Annotated in this window: 18 protein-coding genes and 3 tRNA genes; 12 read left to right on the top strand and 9 right to left on the bottom strand. The window is 64.2% G+C overall.

The genetic code is table 11. The annotated features are described in order from the left end of the window. Nucleotides 1–13 precede the first annotated feature (13 nt). Both AC0GNR_RS05595 and AC0GNR_RS05590 read right to left on the bottom strand, forming a co-directional pair. A complete protein-coding gene (locus AC0GNR_RS05595) occupies nucleotides 14–514 on the bottom strand; it encodes an aminoacyl-tRNA deacylase (protein ID WP_472900013.1) in 501 nt (166 codons plus the stop codon). 118 nt (nucleotides 515–632) lie between these two features. Beyond that, nucleotides 633–1,685 (bottom strand): aldo/keto reductase, encoded by a 1,053-nt coding sequence (locus AC0GNR_RS05590; protein WP_472900012.1) that lies wholly within the window; start codon nucleotides 1,683–1,685, stop codon nucleotides 633–635. Nucleotides 1,686–1,873: 188 nt separating this feature from the next. Between AC0GNR_RS05590 and AC0GNR_RS05585 the strand changes: the two genes are divergently transcribed. After that, complete coding sequence (locus AC0GNR_RS05585) at nucleotides 1,874–2,548, top strand: YiaD family glycine zipper/OmpA-like lipoprotein (protein ID WP_472900011.1); 675 nt, start codon at nucleotides 1,874–1,876, stop codon at nucleotides 2,546–2,548. Between the two features lie 49 nt (nucleotides 2,549–2,597). On the opposite strand, the gene AC0GNR_RS05580 is transcribed toward AC0GNR_RS05585, so the two are convergent. Further along, nucleotides 2,598–4,424 (bottom strand): acyl-CoA synthetase, encoded by a 1,827-nt coding sequence (locus tag AC0GNR_RS05580; RefSeq protein ID WP_472900010.1) that lies wholly within the window; start codon nucleotides 4,422–4,424, stop codon nucleotides 2,598–2,600. 35 nt (nucleotides 4,425–4,459) lie between these two features. Between AC0GNR_RS05580 and AC0GNR_RS05575 the strand changes: the two genes are divergently transcribed. The 6 genes from AC0GNR_RS05575 (at nucleotide 4,460) to AC0GNR_RS05550 (ending at nucleotide 11,197) form a co-directional block, all read left to right on the top strand. Continuing rightward, complete coding sequence (locus AC0GNR_RS05575; protein ID WP_472900009.1) at nucleotides 4,460–5,383, top strand: alpha/beta fold hydrolase; 924 nt, start codon at nucleotides 4,460–4,462, stop codon at nucleotides 5,381–5,383. A 191-nt stretch (nucleotides 5,384–5,574) separates the two neighbouring features. Beyond that, nucleotides 5,575–6,679, top strand: a protein-coding gene (gene prfB, locus AC0GNR_RS05570; protein WP_472900008.1) for a peptide chain release factor 2 whose coding sequence is annotated in 2 segments (ribosomal slippage) — nucleotides 5,575–5,655 and nucleotides 5,657–6,679 — 1,104 coding nt in all. Because the reading frame shifts where the segments join, the coding sequence is not laid out codon by codon here. Continuing rightward, on the top strand, nucleotides 6,680–7,348 hold the full coding sequence (locus AC0GNR_RS05565) for an HAD family hydrolase (RefSeq protein WP_472900007.1): 669 nt from the start codon (nucleotides 6,680–6,682) through the stop codon (nucleotides 7,346–7,348). Then, on the top strand, nucleotides 7,332–10,034 hold the full coding sequence (pepN, locus tag AC0GNR_RS05560) for an aminopeptidase N (RefSeq protein ID WP_472900006.1): 2,703 nt from the start codon (nucleotides 7,332–7,334) through the stop codon (nucleotides 10,032–10,034). Before AC0GNR_RS05565 ends, pepN begins: the two co-directional genes overlap by 17 nt. Before the next feature lie 56 nt (nucleotides 10,035–10,090). After that, nucleotides 10,091–11,110: a class 1 fructose-bisphosphatase gene (locus AC0GNR_RS05555; RefSeq protein ID WP_472900005.1), complete on the top strand. Its 1,020-nt coding sequence runs from the start codon at nucleotides 10,091–10,093 to the stop codon at nucleotides 11,108–11,110. 11 nt (nucleotides 11,111–11,121) lie between these two features. Beyond that, a tRNA-Thr gene (locus tag AC0GNR_RS05550) sits at nucleotides 11,122–11,197 on the top strand. 305 nt (nucleotides 11,198–11,502) lie between these two features. On the opposite strand, the gene AC0GNR_RS05545 is transcribed toward AC0GNR_RS05550, so the two are convergent. The 3 genes from AC0GNR_RS05545 to hrcA form a co-directional block, all read right to left on the bottom strand. Continuing rightward, a tRNA-Arg gene (locus AC0GNR_RS05545) sits at nucleotides 11,503–11,579 on the bottom strand. 62 nt (nucleotides 11,580–11,641) lie between these two features. Further along, nucleotides 11,642–11,718: transfer RNA gene (locus AC0GNR_RS05540), tRNA-Ile, on the bottom strand. A gap of 35 nt (nucleotides 11,719–11,753) precedes the next feature. Next, complete coding sequence (gene hrcA / locus AC0GNR_RS05535; protein WP_472900004.1) at nucleotides 11,754–12,773, bottom strand: heat-inducible transcriptional repressor HrcA; 1,020 nt, start codon at nucleotides 12,771–12,773, stop codon at nucleotides 11,754–11,756. Nucleotides 12,774–12,867: 94 nt separating this feature from the next. Between hrcA and AC0GNR_RS05530 the strand changes: the two genes are divergently transcribed. The 3 genes from AC0GNR_RS05530 to rapZ are packed head-to-tail and all read left to right on the top strand — an operon-like array spanning nucleotide 12,868 to nucleotide 16,424. After that, a complete protein-coding gene (locus tag AC0GNR_RS05530) occupies nucleotides 12,868–13,785 on the top strand; it encodes an NAD kinase (protein WP_472900003.1) in 918 nt (305 codons plus the stop codon). A gap of 56 nt (nucleotides 13,786–13,841) precedes the next feature. Beyond that, nucleotides 13,842–15,485 carry a DNA repair protein RecN gene (gene recN / locus AC0GNR_RS05525; protein WP_472900002.1) on the top strand — a complete coding sequence of 548 codons (1,644 nt, stop codon included), beginning with the start codon at nucleotides 13,842–13,844 and terminating at the stop codon, nucleotides 15,483–15,485. Continuing rightward, nucleotides 15,486–16,424 (top strand): RNase adapter RapZ, encoded by a 939-nt coding sequence (gene rapZ / locus AC0GNR_RS05520; RefSeq protein ID WP_472900001.1) that lies wholly within the window; start codon nucleotides 15,486–15,488, stop codon nucleotides 16,422–16,424. Between the two features lie 20 nt (nucleotides 16,425–16,444). On the opposite strand, the gene mutY is transcribed toward rapZ, so the two are convergent. From mutY to mutM, 3 genes are all read right to left on the bottom strand, one after another. Continuing rightward, the gene (gene mutY / locus AC0GNR_RS05515) at nucleotides 16,445–17,548 is read right to left on the bottom strand and encodes an A/G-specific adenine glycosylase (RefSeq protein ID WP_472900000.1); all 1,104 of its coding nucleotides are present in this window, start codon (nucleotides 17,546–17,548) and stop codon (nucleotides 16,445–16,447) included. Further along, complete coding sequence (locus AC0GNR_RS05510; RefSeq protein WP_472899999.1) at nucleotides 17,545–19,488, bottom strand: dynamin family protein; 1,944 nt, start codon at nucleotides 19,486–19,488, stop codon at nucleotides 17,545–17,547. The genes mutY and AC0GNR_RS05510 overlap by 4 nt, the downstream gene beginning before the upstream one ends. 93 nt (nucleotides 19,489–19,581) lie before the next feature. After that, complete coding sequence (mutM, locus tag AC0GNR_RS05505; RefSeq protein WP_472899998.1) at nucleotides 19,582–20,397, bottom strand: bifunctional DNA-formamidopyrimidine glycosylase/DNA-(apurinic or apyrimidinic site) lyase; 816 nt, start codon at nucleotides 20,395–20,397, stop codon at nucleotides 19,582–19,584. A gap of 93 nt (nucleotides 20,398–20,490) precedes the next feature. Between mutM and AC0GNR_RS05500 the strand changes: the two genes are divergently transcribed. Further along, complete coding sequence (locus tag AC0GNR_RS05500) at nucleotides 20,491–22,326, top strand: tetratricopeptide repeat protein (RefSeq protein WP_472899997.1); 1,836 nt, start codon at nucleotides 20,491–20,493, stop codon at nucleotides 22,324–22,326. After that, nucleotides 22,323–22,859 (top strand): lipoprotein insertase outer membrane protein LolB, encoded by a 537-nt coding sequence (locus tag AC0GNR_RS05495; RefSeq protein ID WP_472899996.1) that lies wholly within the window; start codon nucleotides 22,323–22,325, stop codon nucleotides 22,857–22,859. Before AC0GNR_RS05500 ends, AC0GNR_RS05495 begins: the two co-directional genes overlap by 4 nt. Nucleotides 22,860–22,878: the final 19 nt, after the last annotated feature.

The raw sequence follows: 22,878 nt of genomic DNA, 5'->3' as shown, positions 1-22,878 counted from the left end.
GCCAGCGCTGCGGCTATTCTGCCAGCGCGCACTGCACCGGCTGAGCGCCCAGCGGGCCCGACAGCACCGCCGGGTGGATACCCACCAGAAACCCGCGGCGCCCACCATTGATCCAGATCGCGGGCAGCGCCAGCACCGAGGCTTCTACCCACACCGGCATGCTGCGTTTCAGACCAAAAGGCGAAGTGCCGCCCACAAAGTAGCCGCTGTGCCGGTTGGCCACTTCGGGCTTGCAGGGCTCCACCGACTTGGCCCCGATCTGGCGCGCCAGGTTTTTGGTCGACACGGTGCGGTTGCCGTGCATCAGCACCGCCAGCGGCTGCGCCCGCTCGTCTTGCATGATCAGGGTCTTGACCACCGCAAACGGGTCCAGACCCAGCACCCGCGCGCTGTGCTGGGCACCGCCGTGCTCCAGGTAGTCGTAAGGGTGTTCGGTGAACGCAACCCCATGCGCCTTGAGCCAGGCAGTGGCGGGCGTTTCCGAGACATGGGTCTCCCCCCTGCGCCGTTTCACGGCTTCCCCCCTCTCTGGCGCGCTTTCAGCGCTGGGAGGGGGGACGGCACCTGCGGCCTGACGAAGCCAGTTCCGCGGTGCCTCTGGACAACGCCCCCTCGTGCACGGCCTTGTGGCTTTATTGAGCTGGGTCGCGGCATTCCCACCGAATTTTGTCGATTTCAGCCAGCAGTTCGGGCGAGAGCTCGGTGCCCCACGCGTCCAGGCATTCGTCCAGCTGGGTCAACGAAGTCACGCCAATGATGGTGCTGGCCACGCGCCAGTTGCGGTAGCAAAAGGCCAATGCCAACTGCGATGGCGTGAGGCCGTGGTCGCGCGCCAGCGTGTTGTAGCGGCGCGCTGCGCCCAGTGCTTCCGGGCGGCCCCAGCGCTGCTTGCGCATGGAGTCGTACAACGCCATACGGCCAGCATCACCCACCAGGCCCGTAGCGTCGTATTTGCCCGTGAGCAAACCGAACCCCAGTGGCGAATACGCCAGCAGCGATACGCCGAGGCGGTGGCAGGTCTCGTCCATGCCGTTCTCGTAGCTGCGGTTGATCAGGCAGTAAGGGTTTTGCACCGTGTCCACCCGAGGCAAGCCGTGCTGTTCGGCCAGGCGCACAAACTCGTGCACACCGTAAGGCGTTTCATTGGACAGACCGACTGCCTTGACCTTCCCAGCCTTGACGAGTTCGGCCATGGCTTCCAGTTGTTCATGGATGGAGGCACAAGGCTTGTCTTTGCTGGGGTCAAAGTACAGCGCGCCAAACGCGGGCGTGTTGCGTGCCGGCCAATGGATCTGGTAGAGGTCGATCACGTCGGTTTGCAAGCGGCGCAGGCTGCCCTCGCAGGCGTTGATGATCTCGGCCTTGGTGACCCCGGAGTTTTCGCCACGGATCCAGGGCATGCCGCGCGACGGACCAGCGACCTTGGTGGCCAGCACCAGCTTGTCACGCGCGCCCGGTGTTTTGGCAAACCAGTTGCCCAAAATGGTTTCGGTGGCGCCGCAGGTTTCGGCCCGGGCCGGCACGGAATACATCTCGGCGGCATCCAGAAAATTGACGCCTCGCTCCAGCGAGCGGTCCAGGATGCTGTGTGCGTCGGCCGCGGTCACCTGCTCGCCAAAGGTCATGGTGCCAAGACATATGGGCGTTACCTGTAGCGCGCTGGCGCCAAGTGAGACAGTTTTCATGAAATATTTGTAAGCAAAGATGGAAGTCGTTGGCGAATCAAGAATACAGGGTGTAAGTTTAGACTTCAACCGCGCAGAGGGCTGGTCACTAGCGCAACAAGCGACGCGCTATGCTCACAACCTGGCGAATGCCAGTTGCAGCTTCAGCCGCAGCGATTTTTCGTAACAACCGAACAGGAGCATTGAACATGCATCACAACAAAACGCAATTGCCCCGCGCCTTCACCGCTGCCGTCCTGGCGGCCGCGATTACCCTCACAGGCTGCGCCAACATGACCGAAACCCAGCAAGGCACGGCCAAAGGTGCTGCCATTGGCGCTGCCGCTGGTGCCCTGCTCGGCGTGGCCACCGGAGGCTCCAAACGCGCAGGTACGGGCGCGGTGCTGGGTGCTGGCGCCGGCGCGCTGGGTGGCTACATCTGGTCGCAAAAAATGCAAGAGCAAAAAGCCGCCATGGAAAAGGCCACCGCAGGCACCGGCGTGGGCGTGACCCAAACCGCCGACAACCGCCTGAAGCTGGACATTCCGGCCGACATTTCCTTTGACGTGGGCCGCTCGGCCATCAAGTCCAATATGGCGGGCGTGCTCAACCAGTTTGCCAACACGCTGAACGCCAACCCGGTGACCAGCGTGACCATCGTCGGGCACACCGACAGCACCGGCAGCGACGCGGTGAACAACCCCCTGTCGCTGGACCGCGCGAACAGCGCCCGCGACTACCTGATTGCCCGTGGCGTGGCGGTGAACCGTTTCAGCACCGAAGGCCGTGGCTCGCGCGAACCCGTGGCCGACAACGGCACGGCTGAGGGCCGCGCCAAAAACCGCCGCATTGAGATCTACGTGGCCGAACCAGCCGCCAAGTAAGCCGCCGCCTCGGGGCGCTCGCCCCGAGACCCAGCACAGGGACGCGCCGTCAGGCCCGTCCCTGCTGTTCTTTGTAGCGCCGCTCTTCTTGCAGGCGCAGCACACGCCGCTGCACCTTGCCGGTGGTGGTCATGGGCAAAGCGTCCACAAATTCAATTTCTTTCGGGTATTCGTAGGGTGCCAGCTTGCCCTTCACATGGGCCTGCAGCTCGGCCGTCAGGCGCTGCACAAAAGCGGCATCACCCACCACCCGGCCTGGCTGGGCGGCCAGGTATTCCTGCGCCAGCACCACATAGGCTTTCACCACGGCACCACGCTCGGCATCGGGTTTGGGCACCGCCGCCGCGTTGGCCACGGCCGGGTGCTTCACCAGGCAATTTTCAATTTCGCTGGGGCCAATGCGGTAACCCGCAGCCTTGAACACATCGTCCGCCCGGCCCTGGTACCAGAGGTAGCCGTCGGCATCGCGCACCGCCATGTCCCCGGTTCGGCACCAGCTGTTGGCCGGGTCGCCGGTGTACTTGGCTCGGGTTGAGGCCTCGTTTTTCCAGTAGCCCAAAAAGAATATCGGGTCGGGCTGGCCGTGCACATCCAGCCGGTGCACCGCCACGTCGCCCGGCACGCCCACCGGGCATTCGTTGCCCTCGTCGTCGATCACCGCCACCCTGTGCCCGGGATACCCTTTACCCATGCTGCCGGCACGCGCGGGCCACAAGCGGGCGCAGTTGCCCACGATGTAGTTGATCTCGGTCTGGCCAAACATTTCATTCACCGTGACGCCCAATTGCTGCTCGCAGTAGGCAAACACCGCGTCGCCCACCGCCTCGCCCGCGCTCATCAGGCCCTGCAACTGCAGGCGGTAATGGTCTTGCGGCGCGGGAAAGGCTTTCATCATGGCCTTGAGCGCCGTGGGAAACAGAAAGCTGTGCGTCACTTGGTGGCGCTCCAGCAATTCAAACGCCGTTTGCGGGATGAAGCGGCCGTTGTAACCCACGATGGGCCGGCCGAAATACAGCGTGGGCAACAACGCGTCCATCAGGCCGCCGGTCCAGGCCCAGTCTGCCGGCGACCAGAACACCGCTTGCGAAGGCTGCGCGGCATCAAACGGGTCGAAGCCAAACCAGTTCTGGCTGCACACAAAACCGGTCAGGTTGCCGATCAGTGCTCGGTGCGGAATGAGCGCACCCTTGGGGTTGCCCGTGGTGCCGCTGGTGTAAATCAGCACCGCTGCTTCATCGGCCAGTGTGGGAACCAGATGGAATTCAGTATGTGCCTGGGCCAGCACCGCCGTCCAGTCCAGCGCATTGCCAAGTTGCGCCTGCGCATCCACCGCCAGCACGTTGTGCAGCAACGGGCAATGGGCGCTCACCGCCTGCACGGCGGCCAGCGTGCTCGCATCGCAAATGGCGGCCACTGCCTCGCTGTCTTGCAAACGAAATTCAAGCGCCTCGGGACCAAACAGCTGCGACAGCGGCATGCCAACCGCGCCCATTTGCAGCACCGCCATGTAAGCCACGGCGGTCTCAAACCGCTGCGGCAACACAATGGCCACGCGGTCGCCACGCTGCACGCCCAGCGCCGTGAGCGCGTTGGACAGGCGGTTGGCCTGGTCCTGCAGTTCGGCGTAGCTGTGGTGGCAGTCGGGCTGGTCGGTGGCGCAGGCGATGACGGCGGTCTGCGCGGCGTGGGCAGGGTCGGCGGCCCAGCGCCGGGCGCACACCTCGGCTATGTTGAAGCGCTCGGGCACCAGCCAGCGGAACTGGCTGTGCAAGGCGGCATACACGTTGGCGGAGGCAGCATCTGCGGTCTGGCGACTGCGCGGACTCTGTGCGGTTTTATGTGCTGCGTTCTTGTCTCGGCGTTGACTCGGGCGCATGGCCTGTCTCCATCTCGGTCTTTATGATCCGATGAATGTACCAAGCCCTGAAAGCCTCGCGCAGCGAGTTTGTCCCGATTCGCAACCTCAGCTACCACGTGCGCGTCTGGGGCGAGCCCGACTTGGCCCGCGCTCCGTTGGTGCTGGCGCATGGGTGGATGGACGTGGCCGCTTCCTGGCAGTTCATGGTGGACGCGCTGGCGCACAAGCGCTGGATCATTGCGCCCGACTGGCGGGGTTTCGGCCTGACCCGCGCAGCAGGCCCCGCACCGGACAGCTACTGGTTTCCCGACTACCTGGCCGACCTGGACGCCCTGCTGGACCACTACACCCCCGACCAGCCGGTGGACCTGGTGGGCCACAGCATGGGTGGCAACGTGGTGATGGTGTACGCCGGCGCACGGCCACAACGCATCCGCCGGCTGGTGAACCTGGAAGGCTTTGGCATGCCGGCCACCCAGCCCGCCCAGGCGCCGGGCCGCTACGCCCAATGGATGGACGAGGTAAAAGCGCTGCACCGGGGCGAACAGGCGCTGAAAGCCTACGACTCGCCCGACGCGGTGGCCCGCCGGCTCATGAAAACCAACCCGCGCCTGGCGCAAGACAAAGCCGACTGGCTGGCCCGCCAATGGGCCGCCCCCAACGCGCAGGGGCAGTGGGAAATTTTGGGTGATGCCGCCCATAAGGTGGTGAGCGCCTACCTGTACCGTGTGGACGAGGTACTGGAAATGTACCGGCGCATCAGTGCACCGGTGCTCGTGGTGACCGCCAGCGACGACAGCCTGAGCCAGTGGTGGAAAGGCTGCTTCACCTTGGCCGAACACCACGAGCGCCTGAGCGCCGTACCGCGCTTGGACAACGCGGTGGTGAACGACGCGGGCCACATGCTGCACCACGACCAGCCCCAGGTGCTGGCCCACACCATCGAGCATTTTTTGGCCCGGGCTGACCTGACCTGAACCGCCCAGGCGCATGGGCCCAGGCAGGCTGGACCGACCCCCTTCAGCACGCCCGGCAAGGCTCGGCGCAACCGCAGGCCAGACGTGAGAAAATCGCGGTTTCGGCCCGGCGCAGCACGCGCCACCCGCACCGGGTGGCTCAGCGCCGGACGCCCCTTTTTTCAGCACACCACAACACCGAAGGATCCCCCATGGAAGCCGAACGCAGCAACGCCATCCGCAGCCAACTCGAAGACTTGACCACCCGCGTGGTCGAGTTACGGAGGTATCTTTGACTACGATGCCAAAGCATCCAAACTGAAAGAAGTCGAATCGGCGCTTGAAGACCCGACGGTCTGGAACGACCCCAAGCGCGCCCAGGACCTGGGCCGCGAGAAAAAGTCGCTCGAAGACGTGGTGCTCGTGCTGGACCGCCTGACCAGCGAACTGGCCGACAACTCCGAGCTGTTCGAGATGTCGAACGACGACGGTGACGACGCCGGCCTGATCACCATTGAAGGCGAAGCCGCCAAGGTGGCCGCCGAGGTGGAAAAGCTCGAATTCCGGCGCATGTTCAGCAACCCGGCCGATCCGCTGAACTGCTTCCTGGACATCCAGGCCGGCGCGGGTGGCACCGAAGCCTGCGACTGGGCGAGCATGCTGCTGCGCCAATATCTGCGCTACGCCGAGCGCAAGGGCTTCAAAACCACGATTGAAGACGAAACCGCCGGCGACACCGCCGGCATCAAGGGCGCCACCATCAAGATCGAAGGCGAGTACGCCTTTGGCCTGCTGCGCACCGAAACCGGTGTGCACCGCCTGGTGCGCAAAAGCCCGTTCGACTCGTCGGGTGGGCGCCACACGTCGTTTGCTTCGGTGTTTGTTTACCCGGAAATTGATGATTCGATTGAGATCAACATCAACCCGGCCGACGTGCGCACCGACACCTACCGCGCCTCGGGCGCTGGCGGTCAGCACATCAACAAGACCGACTCGGCCGTGCGCCTGACGCACATTCCCACCGGTATCGTGGTGCAGTGCCAGGACGGACGAAGCCAGCACGGCAACCGCGACGTTGCCTGGAAGCGCCTGCGCTCCAAGCTGTACGACTTTGAACTGCGCAAGCAGCAAGAAGAGCAGCAAAAGCTGGAAGACACCAAGACCGATGTGGGTTGGGGCCATCAGATTCGCAGCTACGTGCTGGACAACAGCCGCATCAAAGACCTGCGCACCAACGTCGAAATTTCGGCCACCCAAAAAGTGCTGGATGGCGACCTGGACGCCTTCATTGAAGCCTCGCTGAAGCAAGGCGTTTGAATGGTTCAAGCCCTGATCTTCGACATGGACGGCACCATGATCGACTCCATGCCCTCGCACCAGCGCAGCTGGGTTGAGTTCACGCGCCGCCAGGGGCTGGACATCGACGTGCCCGAGCTCATGCGCCGCACCACCGGGCGCACGGGTGTGGAATGCATGCGCCAGCTGTTTGGGCAAGACCTGCCCGAAGATCAGGCCACCGCCTTTGTGGCCGACAAAGAAGCGGTCTACCGCGAGCTGTTTGCGCCAGTGTTCAGCGAAGTCGCCGGCTTCAAAGCCTTTCTGGCGCAAGCCCAGGCGCGCGGTCTGGCCGCCGGCGTCGGTACCGCCGGCGACCGCCACAACCAGGCCTTTGCCTACCAGCACCTGGCGCTGGAGCAAACACTGCCCACGGTGGGTGGCGACGAAGGCTTGCCCGGCAAACCCGATCCCGCCATTTTCCTGGAAGTGGCGCGGCGCCTGGGTGTGGCGCCCGAGCGCTGCATCGTGTTTGAAGACGCCCCGCTGGGCATTGAAGCGGCGCGGCGCGCTGGCATGCGCGCCGTGGCCATTTGCAGTTCACACCCGGCCAACGAACTTGACGGCCCCCACGTGCTGGCCCGCGTTCCCGACTACCACGCCCTGATCACATCCCGTTTCCTGGAGACCCACCATGTCCCTTCTGCGTGAGGCCAATGGCCCAACCACGGTGGTCCGCCGCGAAGACTACGCCGCCCCCGCCTACTGGATCGACACCGTCGAGCTGAGTTTTGACCTGGACCCGGCCAAAACCCGGGTGCTGAACAAAATGCGCCTGCGCCGCAACCCCGCCGTGGCGGCGCAAGCGCTGCGCCTGGACGGCGAGGAACTGAACCTGGCACGCGTGCTGGTCAACGGTGCTGGCTGCTCGTTCAAGATGGACGGCAACCAGCTGGTGCTGGAGAACCTACCCGAAGGCGATGCGCCCTTTGACCTGGAAATTTTCACCACCTGCGCGCCCGACAAGAACACGCAGTTGATGGGCTTGTACGTGAGCCAGGGCACGTTTTTCACCCAGTGCGAGGCCGAGGGCTTTCGCCGCATCACGTATTTCCTGGACCGCCCCGACGTGATGGCCAGCTACACCGTGACGCTGCGCGCCGACAAAAAGCGCTACCCGGTGCTGCTGTCCAACGGCAACCTGGTGGAAGAAGGCACGCTGCCCGACGGCCGCCACTTCGCCAAGTGGGTCGATCCGCACAAAAAGCCTTGCTACCTGTTTGCCCTGGTGGCTGGCCAGCTGGTGGCGCGCGAGCAGCGCATCACCTCGCGCAGCGGCACCAACCACCTGTTGCAGGTGTACGTGCGCCCGGGCGACATGGACAAGACCGAGCACGCCATGAACTCGCTGATCGCCAGCGTGGTGTGGGACGAAGCGCGCTTTGGCCTGCCACTCGACCTGGAACGCTTCATGATCGTCGCCACGGCCGACTTCAACATGGGCGCCATGGAAAACAAGGGCCTGAACATCTTCAACACCAAGTACGTGCTGGCCAACAGCGCCACCGCGACCGACACCGACTTCGCCAACATCGAGTCGGTGGTGGGCCACGAATACTTCCACAACTGGACCGGTAACCGCATCACCTGCCGCGACTGGTTCCAGCTCTCGCTCAAGGAAGGCCTCACAGTCTTCCGCGACCAGGAATTCAGCATGGACCTGTGCGCCGAGCCTTCGGCGCGCGCGGTCAAACGCATTGAAGACGTGCGCGTGCTGCGCACCGCCCAGTTCCCCGAAGACGCAGGCCCCATGGCCCACCCGGTGCGGCCCGACAGCTACGTCGAGATCAACAACTTCTACACCGTCACCATTTACGAAAAAGGTGCCGAGGTTGTGCGCATGATGCAGACCCTGGTGGGGCGCGCCGGCTTCGCCGCCGGCATGACGCTCTACTTTGCCCGCCACGACGGCCAGGCCGTGACCTGCGATGACTTCGCCCAGGCCATGGCCGATGCCAACCCGCAGTCGGACCTGGCGCGGCTGCTGCCGCAGTTCAAGCGCTGGTACAGCCAGGCCGGTACGCCGCATCTGCGCGCCGACGGTGTTTTTGACGCCGCTGCGCGCAGCTACACGCTCACGCTCACGCAGCGCTGCGACCCCTCGCCCGGTCAGCCGGCCAAGCAGCCGTTTGTCATTCCTGTGGCCTTGGGCCTGCTGGACGCCAACGGCACCGAACTGCCCCTGCAACTGGCCCACTGGAACCAGCCCGAGGCTGGCACCCGTACCTTTGTGCTGACCGAGGCCAGCGAGAGCTTCACCTTTGTGAACGTCGACAGCGAGCCGGTGCCCTCCATCCTGCGCGGCTTCTCGGCCCCGGTGGTGCTGGACGTGGACTACACCGACGCGCAATTGCTCGGCCTGCTGGCCTCTGATACGGACGCTTTCAACCGCTGGGAAGCCGGCCAGCGCCTGGCTCTGCGCCTTGCCCTGCACGCCATTCGCGCGCAAAGCGCTTTACCGCACGACCCCCTGGACGCAGCCTACTTAGCCGCCATGCGCACCGTGCTGCGCCACCCGGCGCTGGACGCCGCGTTCAAAGAACTCGTGCTCACCCTGCCCAGCGAAACCTACATCGCCGAACAACTGGACGTGGTCGACCCCCAGCGCATCCACGCCGTGCGCGAAGCCATGCGCGAGCAGCTGGCGCATGCCCTGCACGACGACTGGGTCTGGGCGTTTGAAACCCACAAAGACAACGGCGCCTACCGCCCCGACCCGCTGGGCACCGGCCGCCGCGCGCTGGCAGGCCTGGCGCTCACCATGCTCTGCCTGGCTGCACGCAGCAACGGCAACCCCGTGTGGCCCGGCAAGGCCTACCAGCGTTTCAAAGACGCCGGCAACATGACCGACCGCTTCAACGCCCTGTCGGCCCTGGTCGTCAGCGGCCAGCCGCTGGCCCCCGACGCGCTGAGCCGCTTCCACAGCATGTTCCGCAGCGAAGCGCTGGTGATCGACAAGTGGTTTGCCCTGCAAGCCGGCGCGCCTGACCGGGGTGGCAACGTGTTGCCCGCCGTGCGCCAACTGCTCGCCCACCCCGACTTCAACCTGCGCAACCCCAACCGCGCCCGCAGCGTCATCTTCAGCTACTGCAGCGCCAACCCGGGCGGCTTTCACCGTGCCGATGCGGCGGGTTACGTGTTCTGGAGCGAGCGCGTCATCGAGCTTGACGGCTTCAACCCGCAAGTCGCCGCGCGCCTGGCGCGTGCGCTCGACCGCTGGAAAAAGCTCGCCGAGCCCTACCGCAGTGCCGCGCGCGAAGCCATTGCCCGCGTTGCCGCCAAGCCCGACCTGAGCAACGACGTGCGCGAAGTCGTCACGCGCTCGCTGGCCGACTGAGCCTTTTTGACAGATCGCCAACCGCTGCAAACCGCTTTCAACGACCCCTGAAAACCATGTCCAAACGCATTTCACTCACCCGCTACCTGGTCGAACAACAACGCGTCGACGGCCACATCCCCGGCGACCTGCGCCTGCTGCTTGAAGTGGTGGCAAGGGCCTGCAAACACATCAGCCAGGCCGTCAACAAAGGCGATCTGGGCGACGTCCTGGGTGCGGCCACCACCGAAAACGTGCAAGGCGAGATGCAAAAGCAGCTCGACATCATTGCCAACGAAGTGCTGATCGAAGCCAACGAATGGGGTGGCCACCTCGCCGCCATGGCCAGCGAAGAAATGGAAGGCATCTACGTCGTGCCCAACCGCTTCCCCCAGGGCGAATACCTGCTCATGTTCGACCCGCTCGACGGCTCGTCCAACATCGACGTCAACGTGTCCATTGGCACCATCTTCTCGGTGCTCAAAAAAGGCAACGAAGACCCCACCACCATTGAGCCCGTCAACGAGCAAGACTTCTTGCAGCCCGGCAGCCAGCAAGTAGCCGCCGGCTACTGCGTCTATGGCCCGCAAACCACCCTGGTGCTCACCGTGGGTGACGGCGTGGCCATGTTTACCCTCGATCGCGAACAAGGCTCGTTCGTGCTCACCAAAGAACACATCCAGATCCCGCCCGACACCAAAGAATTCGCCATCAACATGAGCAACATGCGCCACTGGGACGAACCCGTGAAGCGCTATGTGGACGAATGCCTGGCCGGCAAAGAAGGCCCACGCGGCAAAGACTTCAACATGCGCTGGGTGGCCAGCATGGTGGCCGACGTGCACCGCATCCTCACCCGCGGCGGCGTCTTCATGTACCCCTGGGACAAGCGCGAACCCGAAAAAGCCGGCAAGCTGCGCCTGATGTACGAAGCCAACCCCATGAGCTGGCTGGTGGAACAAGCCGGCGGCGCAGCTACCAACGGTCGCCAGCGCATCCTGGATATCCAGCCCACCAAACTGCACGAGCGCGTCAGTGTGGTTTTGGGATCAAAGAACGAAGTCAACCGGATCACCAGCTACCACAGCACGCTATAATCCAAGGCGTTGCCGGTGTAGCTCAGTCGGTAGAGCAGCTCATTCGTAATGAGAAGGTCGGGTGTTCGATTCATCTCTCCGGCACCAACGTACACAAGAAAAGCCCGCTATGAAATTAATAGTGGGCTTTTTCTTTTTCCGGCGGACACAGCCTTTTTGAAGGCGTCAGCAAGACGAATATCCTCGCCCGGGCAACATCACCAGACAGTACACCGCCATGAGACTCAGCGTGGGGGCTCAAACAATGGCGCGACACAGCCATCGAAATCGTTGTGGTTCAGCAGGGCGTTGAGCCCAGGGGAAACACCTTGCCGCCGGTCCAACTTGACTTCAGCAGATGGGCGGCAGAAACAGAAAACCCCGGAAACCTTGCGATTTCCGGGGTGTCTATTTGGTGCGGCTGGCAGGAATTGAACCCACGACCCCTTGGTTCGTAGCCAAGTACTCTATCCAACTGAGCTACAGCCGCGAAGCCTTGTATTGTAGCAGCGTTTTCAGACCAATTTTCTGCAACAAGGCTGAGGAGTATCTTGGTAGGCCGTGACAGACTTGAACTGTCGACCAAAGGATTATGAGTCCTCTGCTCTAACCAACTGAGCTAACGGCCCCAAGAGCGCTCGATTGTAGAGGCTTGCGGACGCGCTTACTTTCCGTGGCTGAGCGCGTTGCTCACCAGCTTGGATGTGACGTCCACAATCTGGATCATGCGTTCGTAAGGCATGCGCTGCGGCCCTATGACGCCGAGTGTGCCGACCACCTGGCCGTCAACTTCATAGGGTGCCGTGACCACAGACAGGTCTTCAAACGGTACCACCTGGCTTTCGCCGCCAATGTAAATGCGAACACCGTCTGCCTGGGCCGACACATCGAGCAGGCGGATGAGTTGGGTTTTTTGCTCGAACAGATCGAACATGCGTCGCAGGTTGCCCATGTCGCTTGAAAACTCGCTCACAGACAACAGGTTGCGCTCGCCAGACACCACCACTTCTTCTTGTGCGGCATCGGCCTCTGCGCCGATTTCAACGGCGGCTTTCATCAGGTCGGCGATTTCACCGCGCAGGGCGTCCACTTCGGTCTTCAGCCGTTCACGCACCGCTTCCATGGCAAGGCCCGAGTAGTGGGCGTTGAGGAAGTTGGCTGCCTCCAGCAATTGCGACTGGGTGAAGTTGACCTGGGTGTGGATGATGCGGTTTTGCACATCGCCTTCAGGCGAGACGATGATGACCAGCACCCGGCGCTCGGAGAGGCTGAGAAATTCAATGTGGCGAAACACGGACGCGCGCCGCGGCGCCATGACGACGCCCACAAAATGCGACAGGCTGGACAACATTTGCGCGGCGTGGCTGATGACGCGTTGCGGCTGGCCGGCGTCAAAACCTTGGCCCGTCATGTCGCTCATGGGGGCGAACCCATCGCGCCTGACCGTGAGCATGGTGTCGACAAACAGGCGGTAGCCCCGGGCCGTGGGAATGCGCCCGGCCGAGGTGTGGGGGCTGGTGATCAGGCCCAACTCTTCCAGGTCGCTCATCACGTTGCGAATGGTGGCGGGAGAAAGCTCCAACCCCGCGGCTTTGGCGAGCGTGCGAGAACCCACGGGCTGTCCGTCGGCGATGTATCGCTCAACGAGGGCTTTGAGCAGCAGCTTGGCGCGGTCATCTAACATGGTTTCATTTTAGGAGGGTCTGCTCCCGCGTGGCGGCCGCATAGCAAGGGTTTCCGGGCAAACCACTACAAAGAAGCTATGTTGTAATTTGCCGATGAGTCTGCCATCCGACACCAGGTCTGCACCACCCCGAGAGCGCCGGCCGCTGCGCTTTGCGCATGTGGTCATCATCGGCAAATACCACGCGCCGGGCTCGCGCAACGCGGTGGACGAAATTGCCCACTTTTTGCATGCCGAGGGTTGCGACGTGTCGCTTGAGCAGGAAACGGCGCTGAACACCGGCTTGCTGCAGTACCCGGCACTGGATGTGCCGGCCATGGGCAACACCTGTGACTTGGCGCTGGTGGTGGGCGGCGACGGCACCATGCTGGGCATTGGTCGCCAGCTGGCGCGCTACGGGGTACCGCTGGTGGGCATCAACCAGGGCCGGCTGGGCTTCATCACCGACATTCCCTTTGAAAGCTACCGCGAAAAACTGCGGCCCATGCTGCGCGGTGAATACGAGGACGACCCGCGCGCCCTGATGGCAGCCAGCGTGTGGCGTGATGGCCGCTGTGTGTTTGAAGCCACCGCGCTGAACGACGTGGTGGTGAACCGGGGTGGTGTGGCCAGCATGATTGAGCTGCGGGTGGAGGTGGACGGCCATTTTGTGGCCAACCAGCGGGCCGACGGTCTGATCATCTCCACACCCACGGGCTCCACGGCCTATGCCCTGTCGGCCGGAGGGCCGCTGCTGCACCCGGCCATTGGTGGCTGGGTGATGGTACCGATCGCGCCGCACACCCTGTCCAACCGGCCGATCGTCTTGCCCTCCAGCAGCGAGATTGCGGTGGAAATCGTGTCCGGCAAAGACGCGAGCGCGAACTTTGACATGCAGTCGCTCACCAGCCTGATGCACGGCGACCGCATTGTGGTGCGCCGCTCCGAACACGCCCTGCGTTTGCTGCACCCGGTGGGCTGGAGCTATTTCGACACCCTGCGCAAAAAACTGCACTGGAACGAAGGGGCCTGAAAGGCCGGTCACAATACGGGCGACACCCCAAAACCCGACCCTGGATTCCGACGTTCATGAGCCTCAGACGCATCGTTTTGCGCGACTTCGTCATCGTGCAGTCCCTGGACCTGGACTTGGGCAGCGGCTTCTCGGTATTGACTGGAGAAACCGGCGCCGGCAAGTCCATCCTGATCGACGCCCTGCAATTGGCCTTGGGTGCCCGAGCCGACAGCGGCGTGGTGCGCGAGGGTGCCGCCCGCTGCGAAATTGCCGCCGAGTTTGACGTTTCGCCCGCGCTCACACCCTGGCTTGAAGAGCAAGGCTTCCCGGTGGAAGACGCCCTGCTGCTTCGCCGCACGGTGGATACCGAAGGCCGCAGCCGCGCCTGGATCAACGGCAGCGCCGCCACCATGACCCAGCTGAAGGCGCTGGCCAACGACCTGGTAGACATTCATGGCCAGCACGCCTGGCAAAGTCTGACCCGGTCGGAAGCTGTGCGCGGGTTGCTGGATGCCTACGCGGGCGTGGACACGACCGCAGCCCAGCAGGGCTGGGCCGAATGGCGCAGCAAACGCAAGGCGCTGGAAACCGCCACCGAGCGTCAGAACACGCTGCAACAAGAGAGCGAGCGCTTGGCCTGGCAAATTGCCGAACTCGACAAGCTCACCCCGCTGCCCGATGAATGGGCCGAACTGAACACCCAACACAGCCGCCTGGCCCACGCGCAAGCCTTGCTGGACGCGGTGCAGGTGGCGGTGTCGGCGCTGGACGACGACGAACCCAGCGCGGGCAGCCTGCTGCACCGCGCGCTCAGCGCGCTGCAGGCACAGGCGCACATCGAACCGCAGTTTGCCGATGCCATTGAGGCGCTGGAAGCCGCGCTGGCGGGCGTGCAAGACACCGTGCACAGCCTGCACCAGTACGCCCGGCGCACCGAACAAGATCCTGCCAGCCTGGAAGCGCTGGACGAACGGCTGTCGCAATGGGTGTCTCTGGCGCGGCGCTACCGCCGTCCGCCCGAAGAATTGGCCGACCTGCACGCGCAGTGGAAGACGGAGCTGGCCCGTGTTGACCAAGCGCTGGATCTGGCCGCCTTGCAGCGGGACGAGCGCCAGGCCTGGCAAGCCTTCTCATCCGCCTTGCAAGTGCTGACGAAAAAACGCCAGCAAGCCGCACCCAAACTGTCCAAGGCGGTTTCGGACACCATGCAGACCCTGGGCATGCAGGGTGGCCGCTTTGAAGTGAGCCTGCAGCGGCTGGAAGAACCGCAAGCCGAGGGCTGGGAACAGGTGGAATTTTTGGTGGCGGGCCACAGCGGCGTGACCCCTCGCCCGGTGGGCAAAGTGGCGTCTGGCGGCGAACTCTCGCGCATTGCCTTGGCCATTTCTGTCGTGACCAGCCGTTTGGGGCAGGCACCCACCTTGATTTTTGACGAAGTGGACTCGGGCATTGGCGGCGCAGTGGCCCACACCGTGGGCCAGTTGCTGCGCCAGCTGGGTGCCGACCGACAGGTGCTTGCCGTGACCCACCTGCCCCAAGTAGCCGCCTGCGCTGACCACCACCTGCTGGTGAGCAAACAGCAGGCTGGCCCGCAGACGGTGAGCACCGTCAAGGCCATCACACCGCAGGGCCGTGTGAGCGAACTGGCCCGCATGCTGGGTGGCAGCGAAGCGTCTGAAGTGTCGCTCGCCCACGCCCGCGAACTGCTGGCCAACTGAATGACCGCCACCATGCCCGCACCCCCATCCCACGCGATCGAACTGGTGCTGATCACCGGCATGTCCGGCTCCGGCAAGTCCGTCGCGCTGACCGCACTGGAAGACGTGGGCTTCTATTGCGTGGACAACCTGCCGCCTGAGCTGCTGGAGCCGTTCATTGCCCTGGAGCAGAGCCACCGGGCCGAAAAGGTGGCGATTGCCATGGACGTGCGCAGCGCAGCGTCGCTGCCGGGTCTGCCCCAGCGGCTGGCTGCGCTGCAAAAGCACCCCGGCCGCCAGGTGAACCTGACCATTCTTTTTCTGGATGCCAACACCGACACGCTGGTGCGGCGTTTTTCAGAAACCCGGCGCCTGCACCCGCTATCGCTCAAAACCAGCCACGACCAGCGCCGCGCGCTGACCGACGCGATTGAGCACGAGCGCGAACTGCTGGCCGAGCTGCACGAGCTGGCCTTGGTGATGGACACCAGCCTGATTCGGCCGGCCCAGTTGCGCAGCCAGATCAAGGACATGCTGGGCGCCTCGCAGTCGCCGCTGACGCTGGTGTTTGAGTCCTTTGCCTTCAAGCGCGGTGTGCCGATGGATGCAGACTTCATGTTTGACGTGCGCATGCTGCCCAACCCGCATTACGAACCCGAGCTCAAGGCCCTCACGGGACGCGACGCGCCAGTGGCCGATTACCTGGCCAACCAGCCCGAAGTGGCGCAAATGCGTGAGCAAATCATGGCGTTTCTGCAGCATTGGCTGCCCCACATGCTGCGCGACCACCGCAGCTATGTGACCGTGGCCATTGGCTGCACAGGCGGGCAACACCGCTCGGTCTACCTGGTGGAGCAACTGGCGCAAGCCTTTGGTACCGAATGGAGCACGCGCGTGCGGCACCGCGAAGTCAATGGGTGGCCACAACCACCTGCCTCGACTGACAACACCAGCGCCTGAGCGCATCACGGCTCAGGCGCTCAGGCTGGCGTACCGTCCAGCCAAGGCGCCAGCAACAACCGCACCGGAGCGGGCAGGCCGTGCCCATGCAGTGCTGCAGCGTCCACCCAGGCGCCCGGCATGTCGCTGAGCACAGGCAGCGGCGCATCCACCACCAGCAAGCGCGGGTGCAGACGCAGTTCGCGGTGTGTCAGGCTGTGTGCCACTGACTCCAGCTCGCGCACTCCTTGCCGCAAGGGCTGCGGCAGCGTGTCCAAAAGGGCAGCCTCGCTGTCAAACACCGGGGGACAATACAAGCCTGCCCAAATGCCCGGCGCTGGTCGGCGCGCCAGCCAGATACGCTCACGGCCCGGCGCCCCCGACTCGCGCAACAACAGCAGCCACCAGCTTTCGTGCCGGCGCTTCACCGCGCGGGTCTTGACCGGGTAATTCGACACCGTGCTGACTTCGCGCGCACGGCAGATCGTTTGCACCGGGCAGCGTTCGCAGGCCGGACGGCTGCGTGTGCACAGTGTGGCACCCAGATCCATCAGACCCTGGGTGTAAGCGGTCATGTCGTCGGGCGACGGGGCATGGGGCAGCAGGCCCTGGGCCAGATCCCACAGCTCGCGCTGGCGCGCGGTCTGCGCCAGGTCGCCGTCAAAAGCCAGCAGGCGCGACAGCACCCGGCGCACGTTGCCGTCCACGATGGACACCCGTTCGCCGTGGCAAAACGCCGCGATCGCCGCAGCGGTGGAAGTGCCAATGCCAGGCAGCGTCTGCAGCGCGGCAGCATTGCCGGGAAACACACCACCGTGCTCAGCAACCACCGCCTGGGCACAGCGGTGCAGGTTGCGTGCACGGCTGTAATACCCCAGCCCTGCCCAGAGGGCCATCACCTCGTCGGCACTGGCTTCGGCCAGCGCTTGAACGTTAGGAAACTGGTCCAGGAAGCGGGGAAAGTACGACAGCACCGTGCTCACCTGGGTCTGCTGCAGCATGACTTCAGACAACCACACCCGGTACGGATCGCGGGTGTGCTGCCATGGCAAGCCACTGCGGCCGTGCAGGCGCTGCCAGTCGATCAGCAGCCGGGCAAATGCCAACGGCAGGCCACTGCCTGCGTTCACCTCCGCGGCGCTCATGCTGCGGGGGTGCTCTCGGGCTCTTCTTCGGGTGCTGCCAGCAGGTGGTCGGTCAGCTCGGACAGTTTGGCGTCCACCAAATTGAGCTCGGCCTGCTGCGACTGCAGTTCGCGAATGCGCTCGTCGAGGCCACCCGCCGCCTGCTGAATGCGCGCAACCGCCTCAATGCGGCGCGAAAAATTGCGGCGCCGCTCACGCAGCTGGGCGTCGAGCTGGGCCGCTGCCGACTTGTTCCACAGCTCCACCTCGTTGACGGCTGTGTCGTAAACCACCCGCAGACGGCTCATGAGCGCTCGGGCCAGACGCTCGGCAAATTCCGGCTGTGCCAGACGCAAGGCATTGCCCAGGCTGAGGTACTGCAAATGGCTTTTTTCGATCAGGTCGAGCTCACGCGCGTAGTGCGCCAGCTGGGGTGGCGTGGGTGCCTGCAGCGAAAAACCGTACTCGGCATTGAGGCCCTTGAAACTGCCCTCCAGCATGGACTGGATATCACCCGCCAGCTTGTGCGCCCGGGCCAGATCAGCCCGCAAGCGCTCAAAAGTGTGCCCATAAGCCCGCTTGACACCCAGCTTGATGCCAGGCTGCTTGAGTGCACGGGCCAGTTCGGCCACCTCGGTTTTGAGATGCGTGGCGCTGAGCAAGACAAAAAGGTCTTTCAGCAGACGCAGATGCACCGAACGCACCGCCTGAATCTTGGCCCCGCTGGCGTCGAAATCGGCCTGCTCCTGCTCAATGCGCAACCGCATCTGCTTGATCACGCCCACGTTTTTGCCGCGAAGCCCCTCCAGCTCCTGCACCTGCTCCACCAAGTCCCGGGCGCGGATGTGCACCAGGCGGCCGGTTTCCTGGCGCAACAGCTGAATGCCCGAGCCCACCACCGAGCTCAATATCTTGCGGCGCTGGCCCAGCAAGCCCACGCCCAACGCGGTTTCCAGCTCCATCAAATTGCTGGCTTCCAGCAGCTTGTCGTCGCCATTGACCTTGGCCAGCAAACCTTTTTGCGCGGAAACCGCCAGCACCTGCCGGGGCGAAAGGCCCAGGATGTCGGCAGAGTCGGTGCGTTGCGAGGCAATTTGCAGCTGCACCTGCTCTGGCGAGCTCAGCGCATCCCACATGGTGTCAATCTTGTTCAGCACCACCAGGCGCGATGCTTTGCGCTCTCCCAACACCGCCAGGTGCTGGCGCCAGATGGTGAGGTCCGACTTGGTCACGCCGGTGTCGGCCGCCAAAATAAACACCACCGCATGCGCCTGCGGCAACAGGCTGACCGTCAACTCGGGCTCGGCGCCAATGGCATTGAGTCCCGGTGTGTCCAGAATCACCAAGCCCTGTTTGAGCAATGGGTGCGCCATGTTGATCAAGGCGTGGCGCCACTTCGGTACTTCGATCAATCCGTCCGACCCCACCAGCGGGTTGTCCTCGGGCACCTCGTCGTCCCAGAAACCCAGGGCGGCCGCTTCCGACTTGCTCACCCTGCGCACCTCAGCCACCTTTTGAATCGCCTTGGCCAGTTGTTTCGGGTCATTGACATCCAGATCAATGCGTTCCCACTTGTCGGGCGCGTTGCGCCAGTCCAGCAGCGACTGGGGCTGCAGCCGGGTTTCAATGGGCAGCAGCCGCAGGCAAGGCGGCACCTCAGCGTCATAGCCCAGCTCGGTGGGACACATGGTGGTGCGCCCGGCACTGGCCGGCATGATGCGGCGCCCATAGCCAGCAAAAAACACCGCGTTGATCAGCTCGGACTTGCCGCGCGAAAACTCGGCCACAAAGGCCACCGTGATCTTGTCGTTCTTGACCTGCGCGTGCAGCTGCTCCAGCCGGTCGCGTACACCCGCTTCCATCAGATCGTGGTCGGTCAGCCATTCCGAAAGCAGCCTAAGCCGCAAGGCAAACTGCTTGCGCCAAGCGCCGTGCTGATCAAAGTCCTGATTGAAGCTCATGGGCCATGTTCTGTAGTGATTCTTCAATATAGCACCGGGCCCGTGGCGCATAGGGCCCGGCAGCCAGAACCCCCAGCTCTCGGGACGAGCGGCTTACGGCTTCTGGCAGTGAGGACAAAAAAACGTGGACCGCTGCCCTTGGCGGATGCTTTTGATGGGCGTGTCGCACACCCGGCAAGGCAAACCATCGCGCCCGTACACCATGGCGTCCAGCTGGAAGTAGCCGCTCTGCCCTTCAGCGCTTGAAAAGTCGCGCAGGGTGCTGCCACCCAGCGCCACGGCGCGCTGCAACACCGCCACAATGGCCGCGTGCAGCCGCGCTGCCCTCGGCTTGCTCAGGCGGTCGGCCCGCACGGTGGGGCGTATGCCCGCCATGAACAGCGCTTCCGACGCATAAATATTGCCGACCCCCACCACGATATCGCCCGCCAGCAGCACTTGCTTGATGCTGGCACGACGCAGTTGCAACGCACGGTGAAACGACAGCGGATCAAATCCCGCCTCCAGCGGCTCCACGCCCAAGCGCCCCAACAGCTTCACAGCGCGCGGATCGTCCAGCGAAGCGGCGAACACCACGGCACCAAACCGGCGCGGGTCGTGCAGGCGCAAAAAGCCTCGGCTGGTAACCAGCTCAAAATGGTCATGCACCCCGCGCGGTGGCAGGACGGGCGCAAACTGCAGGCTGCCCGACATGCCCAGATGCAGCAGCAACACACCCGCGTCCAACTGCACCAGCAGGTATTTGCCACGCCGCGTCACGCGCAACACGCTACGCCCCACCAAGCTTGCCGCTTCGCAACCCAGCGCCCACCGCAGGGGCTTGCCCATCTGCACATTCACAATGTGTGCACCGGCAATGCGGTCAGCAAAGCTGCGGCGCGTCACCTCTACTTCCGGGAGTTCGGGCATGACAAAGGCTTTTCAGAAAGTGATCAGGAACGCCTGCACGGTCTTTGGATCAGACCCGCAGGCTCCCCGAAAGCCTTCTATTATCATGAGTCAATGAACACCTTGCACCGCAGCGTCCATCCGGCTTTGAGTCGTGCAAAAGGGGCGCGGCGCCGCCCTTATCAAGCTCGCAAGCGGTTCGCGCTACTGGCGGCTTTGCTGCTGGGTGGCTCGCTGAGCGCGACAGCCCAGACGGCGCCAGCTGCCCCGCCAGCCACGGCGACGGCGACCACGACCCCGGTGATCAACTCGGCGCTGAATGCCCCGCTTTTTTACCAGCTGCTGCTGGGAGAGCTGAATGTTCAGGCCGGCGAGCCGGGTACCGGCTACTCGCTGATCCTGGACGCTGCGCGCAAGCAGCGCGACGAGCGGCTTTACCGGCGTGCCGTGGATGTGGCGCTGCAAGCACGGTCGGGCGAAGCCGCGCTGACCGCTGCACGCGCCTGGTCGCAAGACCTGCCGCAGAGCCCCGAGGCCCATCGGTTTGTGCTGCAAATCCTGCTGGCACTCAACCGCGTGGGCGAAGCCGGTCCGGTGTTGCGCGCGATTTTGGACCGCAGCACACCCGCCGAGCGCAACGACACCCTGAACGCCATTCCCCAAACGTTCGCCCGCGCGACCGACAAGGCCCAAGCCCTGGCGGTGGTGCGCGAAGCACTGAGCGGCTCGCTCAAGCAACCCGACAATGCAGCTGCCGCCTGGACCACGTTGGGCCGCATGGAATTGGCGGCAGGCCAGTTGCCCCAGTCCCTCGTCTCGGCACGCCAGGGCCACCAGGCCGACCCCGCATCGCCCTTCCCCGCTCTGCTGGCGCTGGAGCTGCTTGAGCGCGGCCAGCCCGATGCCGAGGCACTGGTGCGCAGGCACCTGCAAGTCAGCCCGCAAACGCCGTCGGGTACGCCACCCGTGGCGCTCACCTACGCGCGGATTTTGCTCGACCTGCAGCGCTACGCCGATGCGCGCAGCCAGCTCGACGCCATCACCGCCAGCCAGCCCACCCTGGCCGAGCCATGGTTGCTGCTGGCGACGCTGCAGGTGCAAGACAACGCACTGCCCGCAGCCACCGCGTCGCTGCAAAACTACATGGCGCTGGCTCGCCAAGCAGGCGACGAGCGCTCGGCCCGCGGCCTCACACAGGCTTACCTGCAAATGGCGCAGATTGCTGAAAAGCAAAATGACTTTGCAGCGGCCAACGCCTGGCTAGACCGGATTGAAAACGCAGACGACATCATGGCGGCGCAAATGCGCCGCGCCTCGCTGCTGGCCCGTCAAGGGCAGCTGGCACAGGCCCGCGCCTTGCTGCGCAACCACCCAGAGCGCCGCCCGGAAGACGCCCGCCTGAAGCTGGTGGCAGAAGCCCAGCTGCTGCGAGACCTCAAGGCCTGGCAGCAAGCCTATGAAGTGTATGCAGAGGCCAGCCGGCGCTTTCCCGAAGACACCGAACTGCTGTATGACCAGGCCATGATGGCCGAAAAGGCGGGCCAGCCGGAGGCCATGGAGCGGCTTTTGCGCCAACTCATCGCAGCGAAACCCGATTACCAGCACGCCTACAACGCACTGGGCTATTCGCTGGCCGACCGCGACGAGCGCCTGCCCGAAGCCAAGCAACTGATTGAAAAAGCGGTGGAACTGGCACCCACCGATGCCTATATCCAAGACAGCCTGGGCTGGGTTGAATTCCGCTTGGGCAACTTCCCGCGTGCGCTGGCAATTTTGCAGGCCGCTTACGGCAAGCGCCCCGATGCCGAAATTGCAGCCCACCTGGGTGAAGTGCTCTGGACCATGGGCCGACGCGAAGAAGCCTTGAAGATCTGGCGCGAGGGCCTGCTGCTCTCCAGCGACAACGAAACACTGCAGGCCACCCTGAAACGGCTTCGGGTTTCTCCATGAGTCTTGCGGGAAAGTCGAAAAACTCGGGTCAGCTTGGCCGCTGGCTGGCCCACGTCCGGTGTCAACTGCTGGCGCTGATGTGCGTGCTGCTGCTCTCTGCCTGCGCCACACCACCACGCGCAGCGCTGCCGGGCGAGACCGCCTGGAACGGCCGCCTTTCGGTGCGGGTCGACAGCGATCCACCGCAGTCGTTTTCCGCTGGCTTTGACTTGCGCGGCTCGCCGCACACCGGTGAGCTGCAACTGACATCGCCATTGGGCAACACCCTCGCCACCGTCTTGTGGTCCCCGCAGGGCGCCGAGTTGCGGCAGGGGCAACAAGTCACCACCCGAAGCAGCCTTGAGCTGTTGACCACGGAGCTGAGCGGCACCAGCCTGCCGGTGGCCGCTCTGTTTGGCTGGCTGCAAGGCAAGCCCAGCGAAGACGCCCAAGGCTGGCAGGCCGACCTCGCCCGCCAGCCTGAAGGCCGCATCACCGCGCGGCGCGCAACTCCGCTGCCCGCGGCCGAGCTGCGCATCGTTTTCCAGCCATGACCCATTTCACGTCGCGCGC

The sequence above is a fragment of the Hydrogenophaga sp. LT287 genome (genome assembly GCF_055702805.1).
Note: the sequence above shows the minus strand (reverse complement) of the source record. Positions and strands in the feature narration are given on the sequence as shown.

What these genes read in the sequence shown, in the direction of transcription:
- AC0GNR_RS05590 (WP_472900012.1), bottom strand. Translation starts at nt 1,685, where the DNA reads ATGAAAACTGTCTCACTTGGCGCCAGCGCGCTACAGGTAACGCCCATA.
- AC0GNR_RS05585 (WP_472900011.1), top strand. Translation starts at nt 1,874, where the DNA reads ATGCATCACAACAAAACGCAATTGCCCCGCGCCTTCACCGCTGCCGTC.
- AC0GNR_RS05580 (WP_472900010.1), bottom strand. Translation starts at nt 4,424, where the DNA reads ATGCGCCCGAGTCAACGCCGAGACAAGAACGCAGCACATAAAACCGCA.
- AC0GNR_RS05575 (WP_472900009.1), top strand. Translation starts at nt 4,460, where the DNA reads ATGTACCAAGCCCTGAAAGCCTCGCGCAGCGAGTTTGTCCCGATTCGC.
- AC0GNR_RS05565 (WP_472900007.1), top strand. Translation starts at nt 6,680, where the DNA reads ATGGTTCAAGCCCTGATCTTCGACATGGACGGCACCATGATCGACTCC.
- pepN (WP_472900006.1), top strand. Translation starts at nt 7,332, where the DNA reads ATGTCCCTTCTGCGTGAGGCCAATGGCCCAACCACGGTGGTCCGCCGC.
- AC0GNR_RS05555 (WP_472900005.1), top strand. Translation starts at nt 10,091, where the DNA reads ATGTCCAAACGCATTTCACTCACCCGCTACCTGGTCGAACAACAACGC.
- hrcA (WP_472900004.1), bottom strand. Translation starts at nt 12,773, where the DNA reads ATGTTAGATGACCGCGCCAAGCTGCTGCTCAAAGCCCTCGTTGAGCGA.
- AC0GNR_RS05530 (WP_472900003.1), top strand. Translation starts at nt 12,868, where the DNA reads ATGAGTCTGCCATCCGACACCAGGTCTGCACCACCCCGAGAGCGCCGG.
- recN (WP_472900002.1), top strand. Translation starts at nt 13,842, where the DNA reads ATGAGCCTCAGACGCATCGTTTTGCGCGACTTCGTCATCGTGCAGTCC.
- rapZ (WP_472900001.1), top strand. Translation starts at nt 15,486, where the DNA reads ATGACCGCCACCATGCCCGCACCCCCATCCCACGCGATCGAACTGGTG.
- mutY (WP_472900000.1), bottom strand. Translation starts at nt 17,548, where the DNA reads ATGAGCGCCGCGGAGGTGAACGCAGGCAGTGGCCTGCCGTTGGCATTT.
- AC0GNR_RS05510 (WP_472899999.1), bottom strand. Translation starts at nt 19,488, where the DNA reads ATGAGCTTCAATCAGGACTTTGATCAGCACGGCGCTTGGCGCAAGCAG.
- mutM (WP_472899998.1), bottom strand. Translation starts at nt 20,397, where the DNA reads ATGCCCGAACTCCCGGAAGTAGAGGTGACGCGCCGCAGCTTTGCTGAC.
- AC0GNR_RS05500 (WP_472899997.1), top strand. Translation starts at nt 20,491, where the DNA reads ATGAACACCTTGCACCGCAGCGTCCATCCGGCTTTGAGTCGTGCAAAA.
- AC0GNR_RS05495 (WP_472899996.1), top strand. Translation starts at nt 22,323, where the DNA reads ATGAGTCTTGCGGGAAAGTCGAAAAACTCGGGTCAGCTTGGCCGCTGG.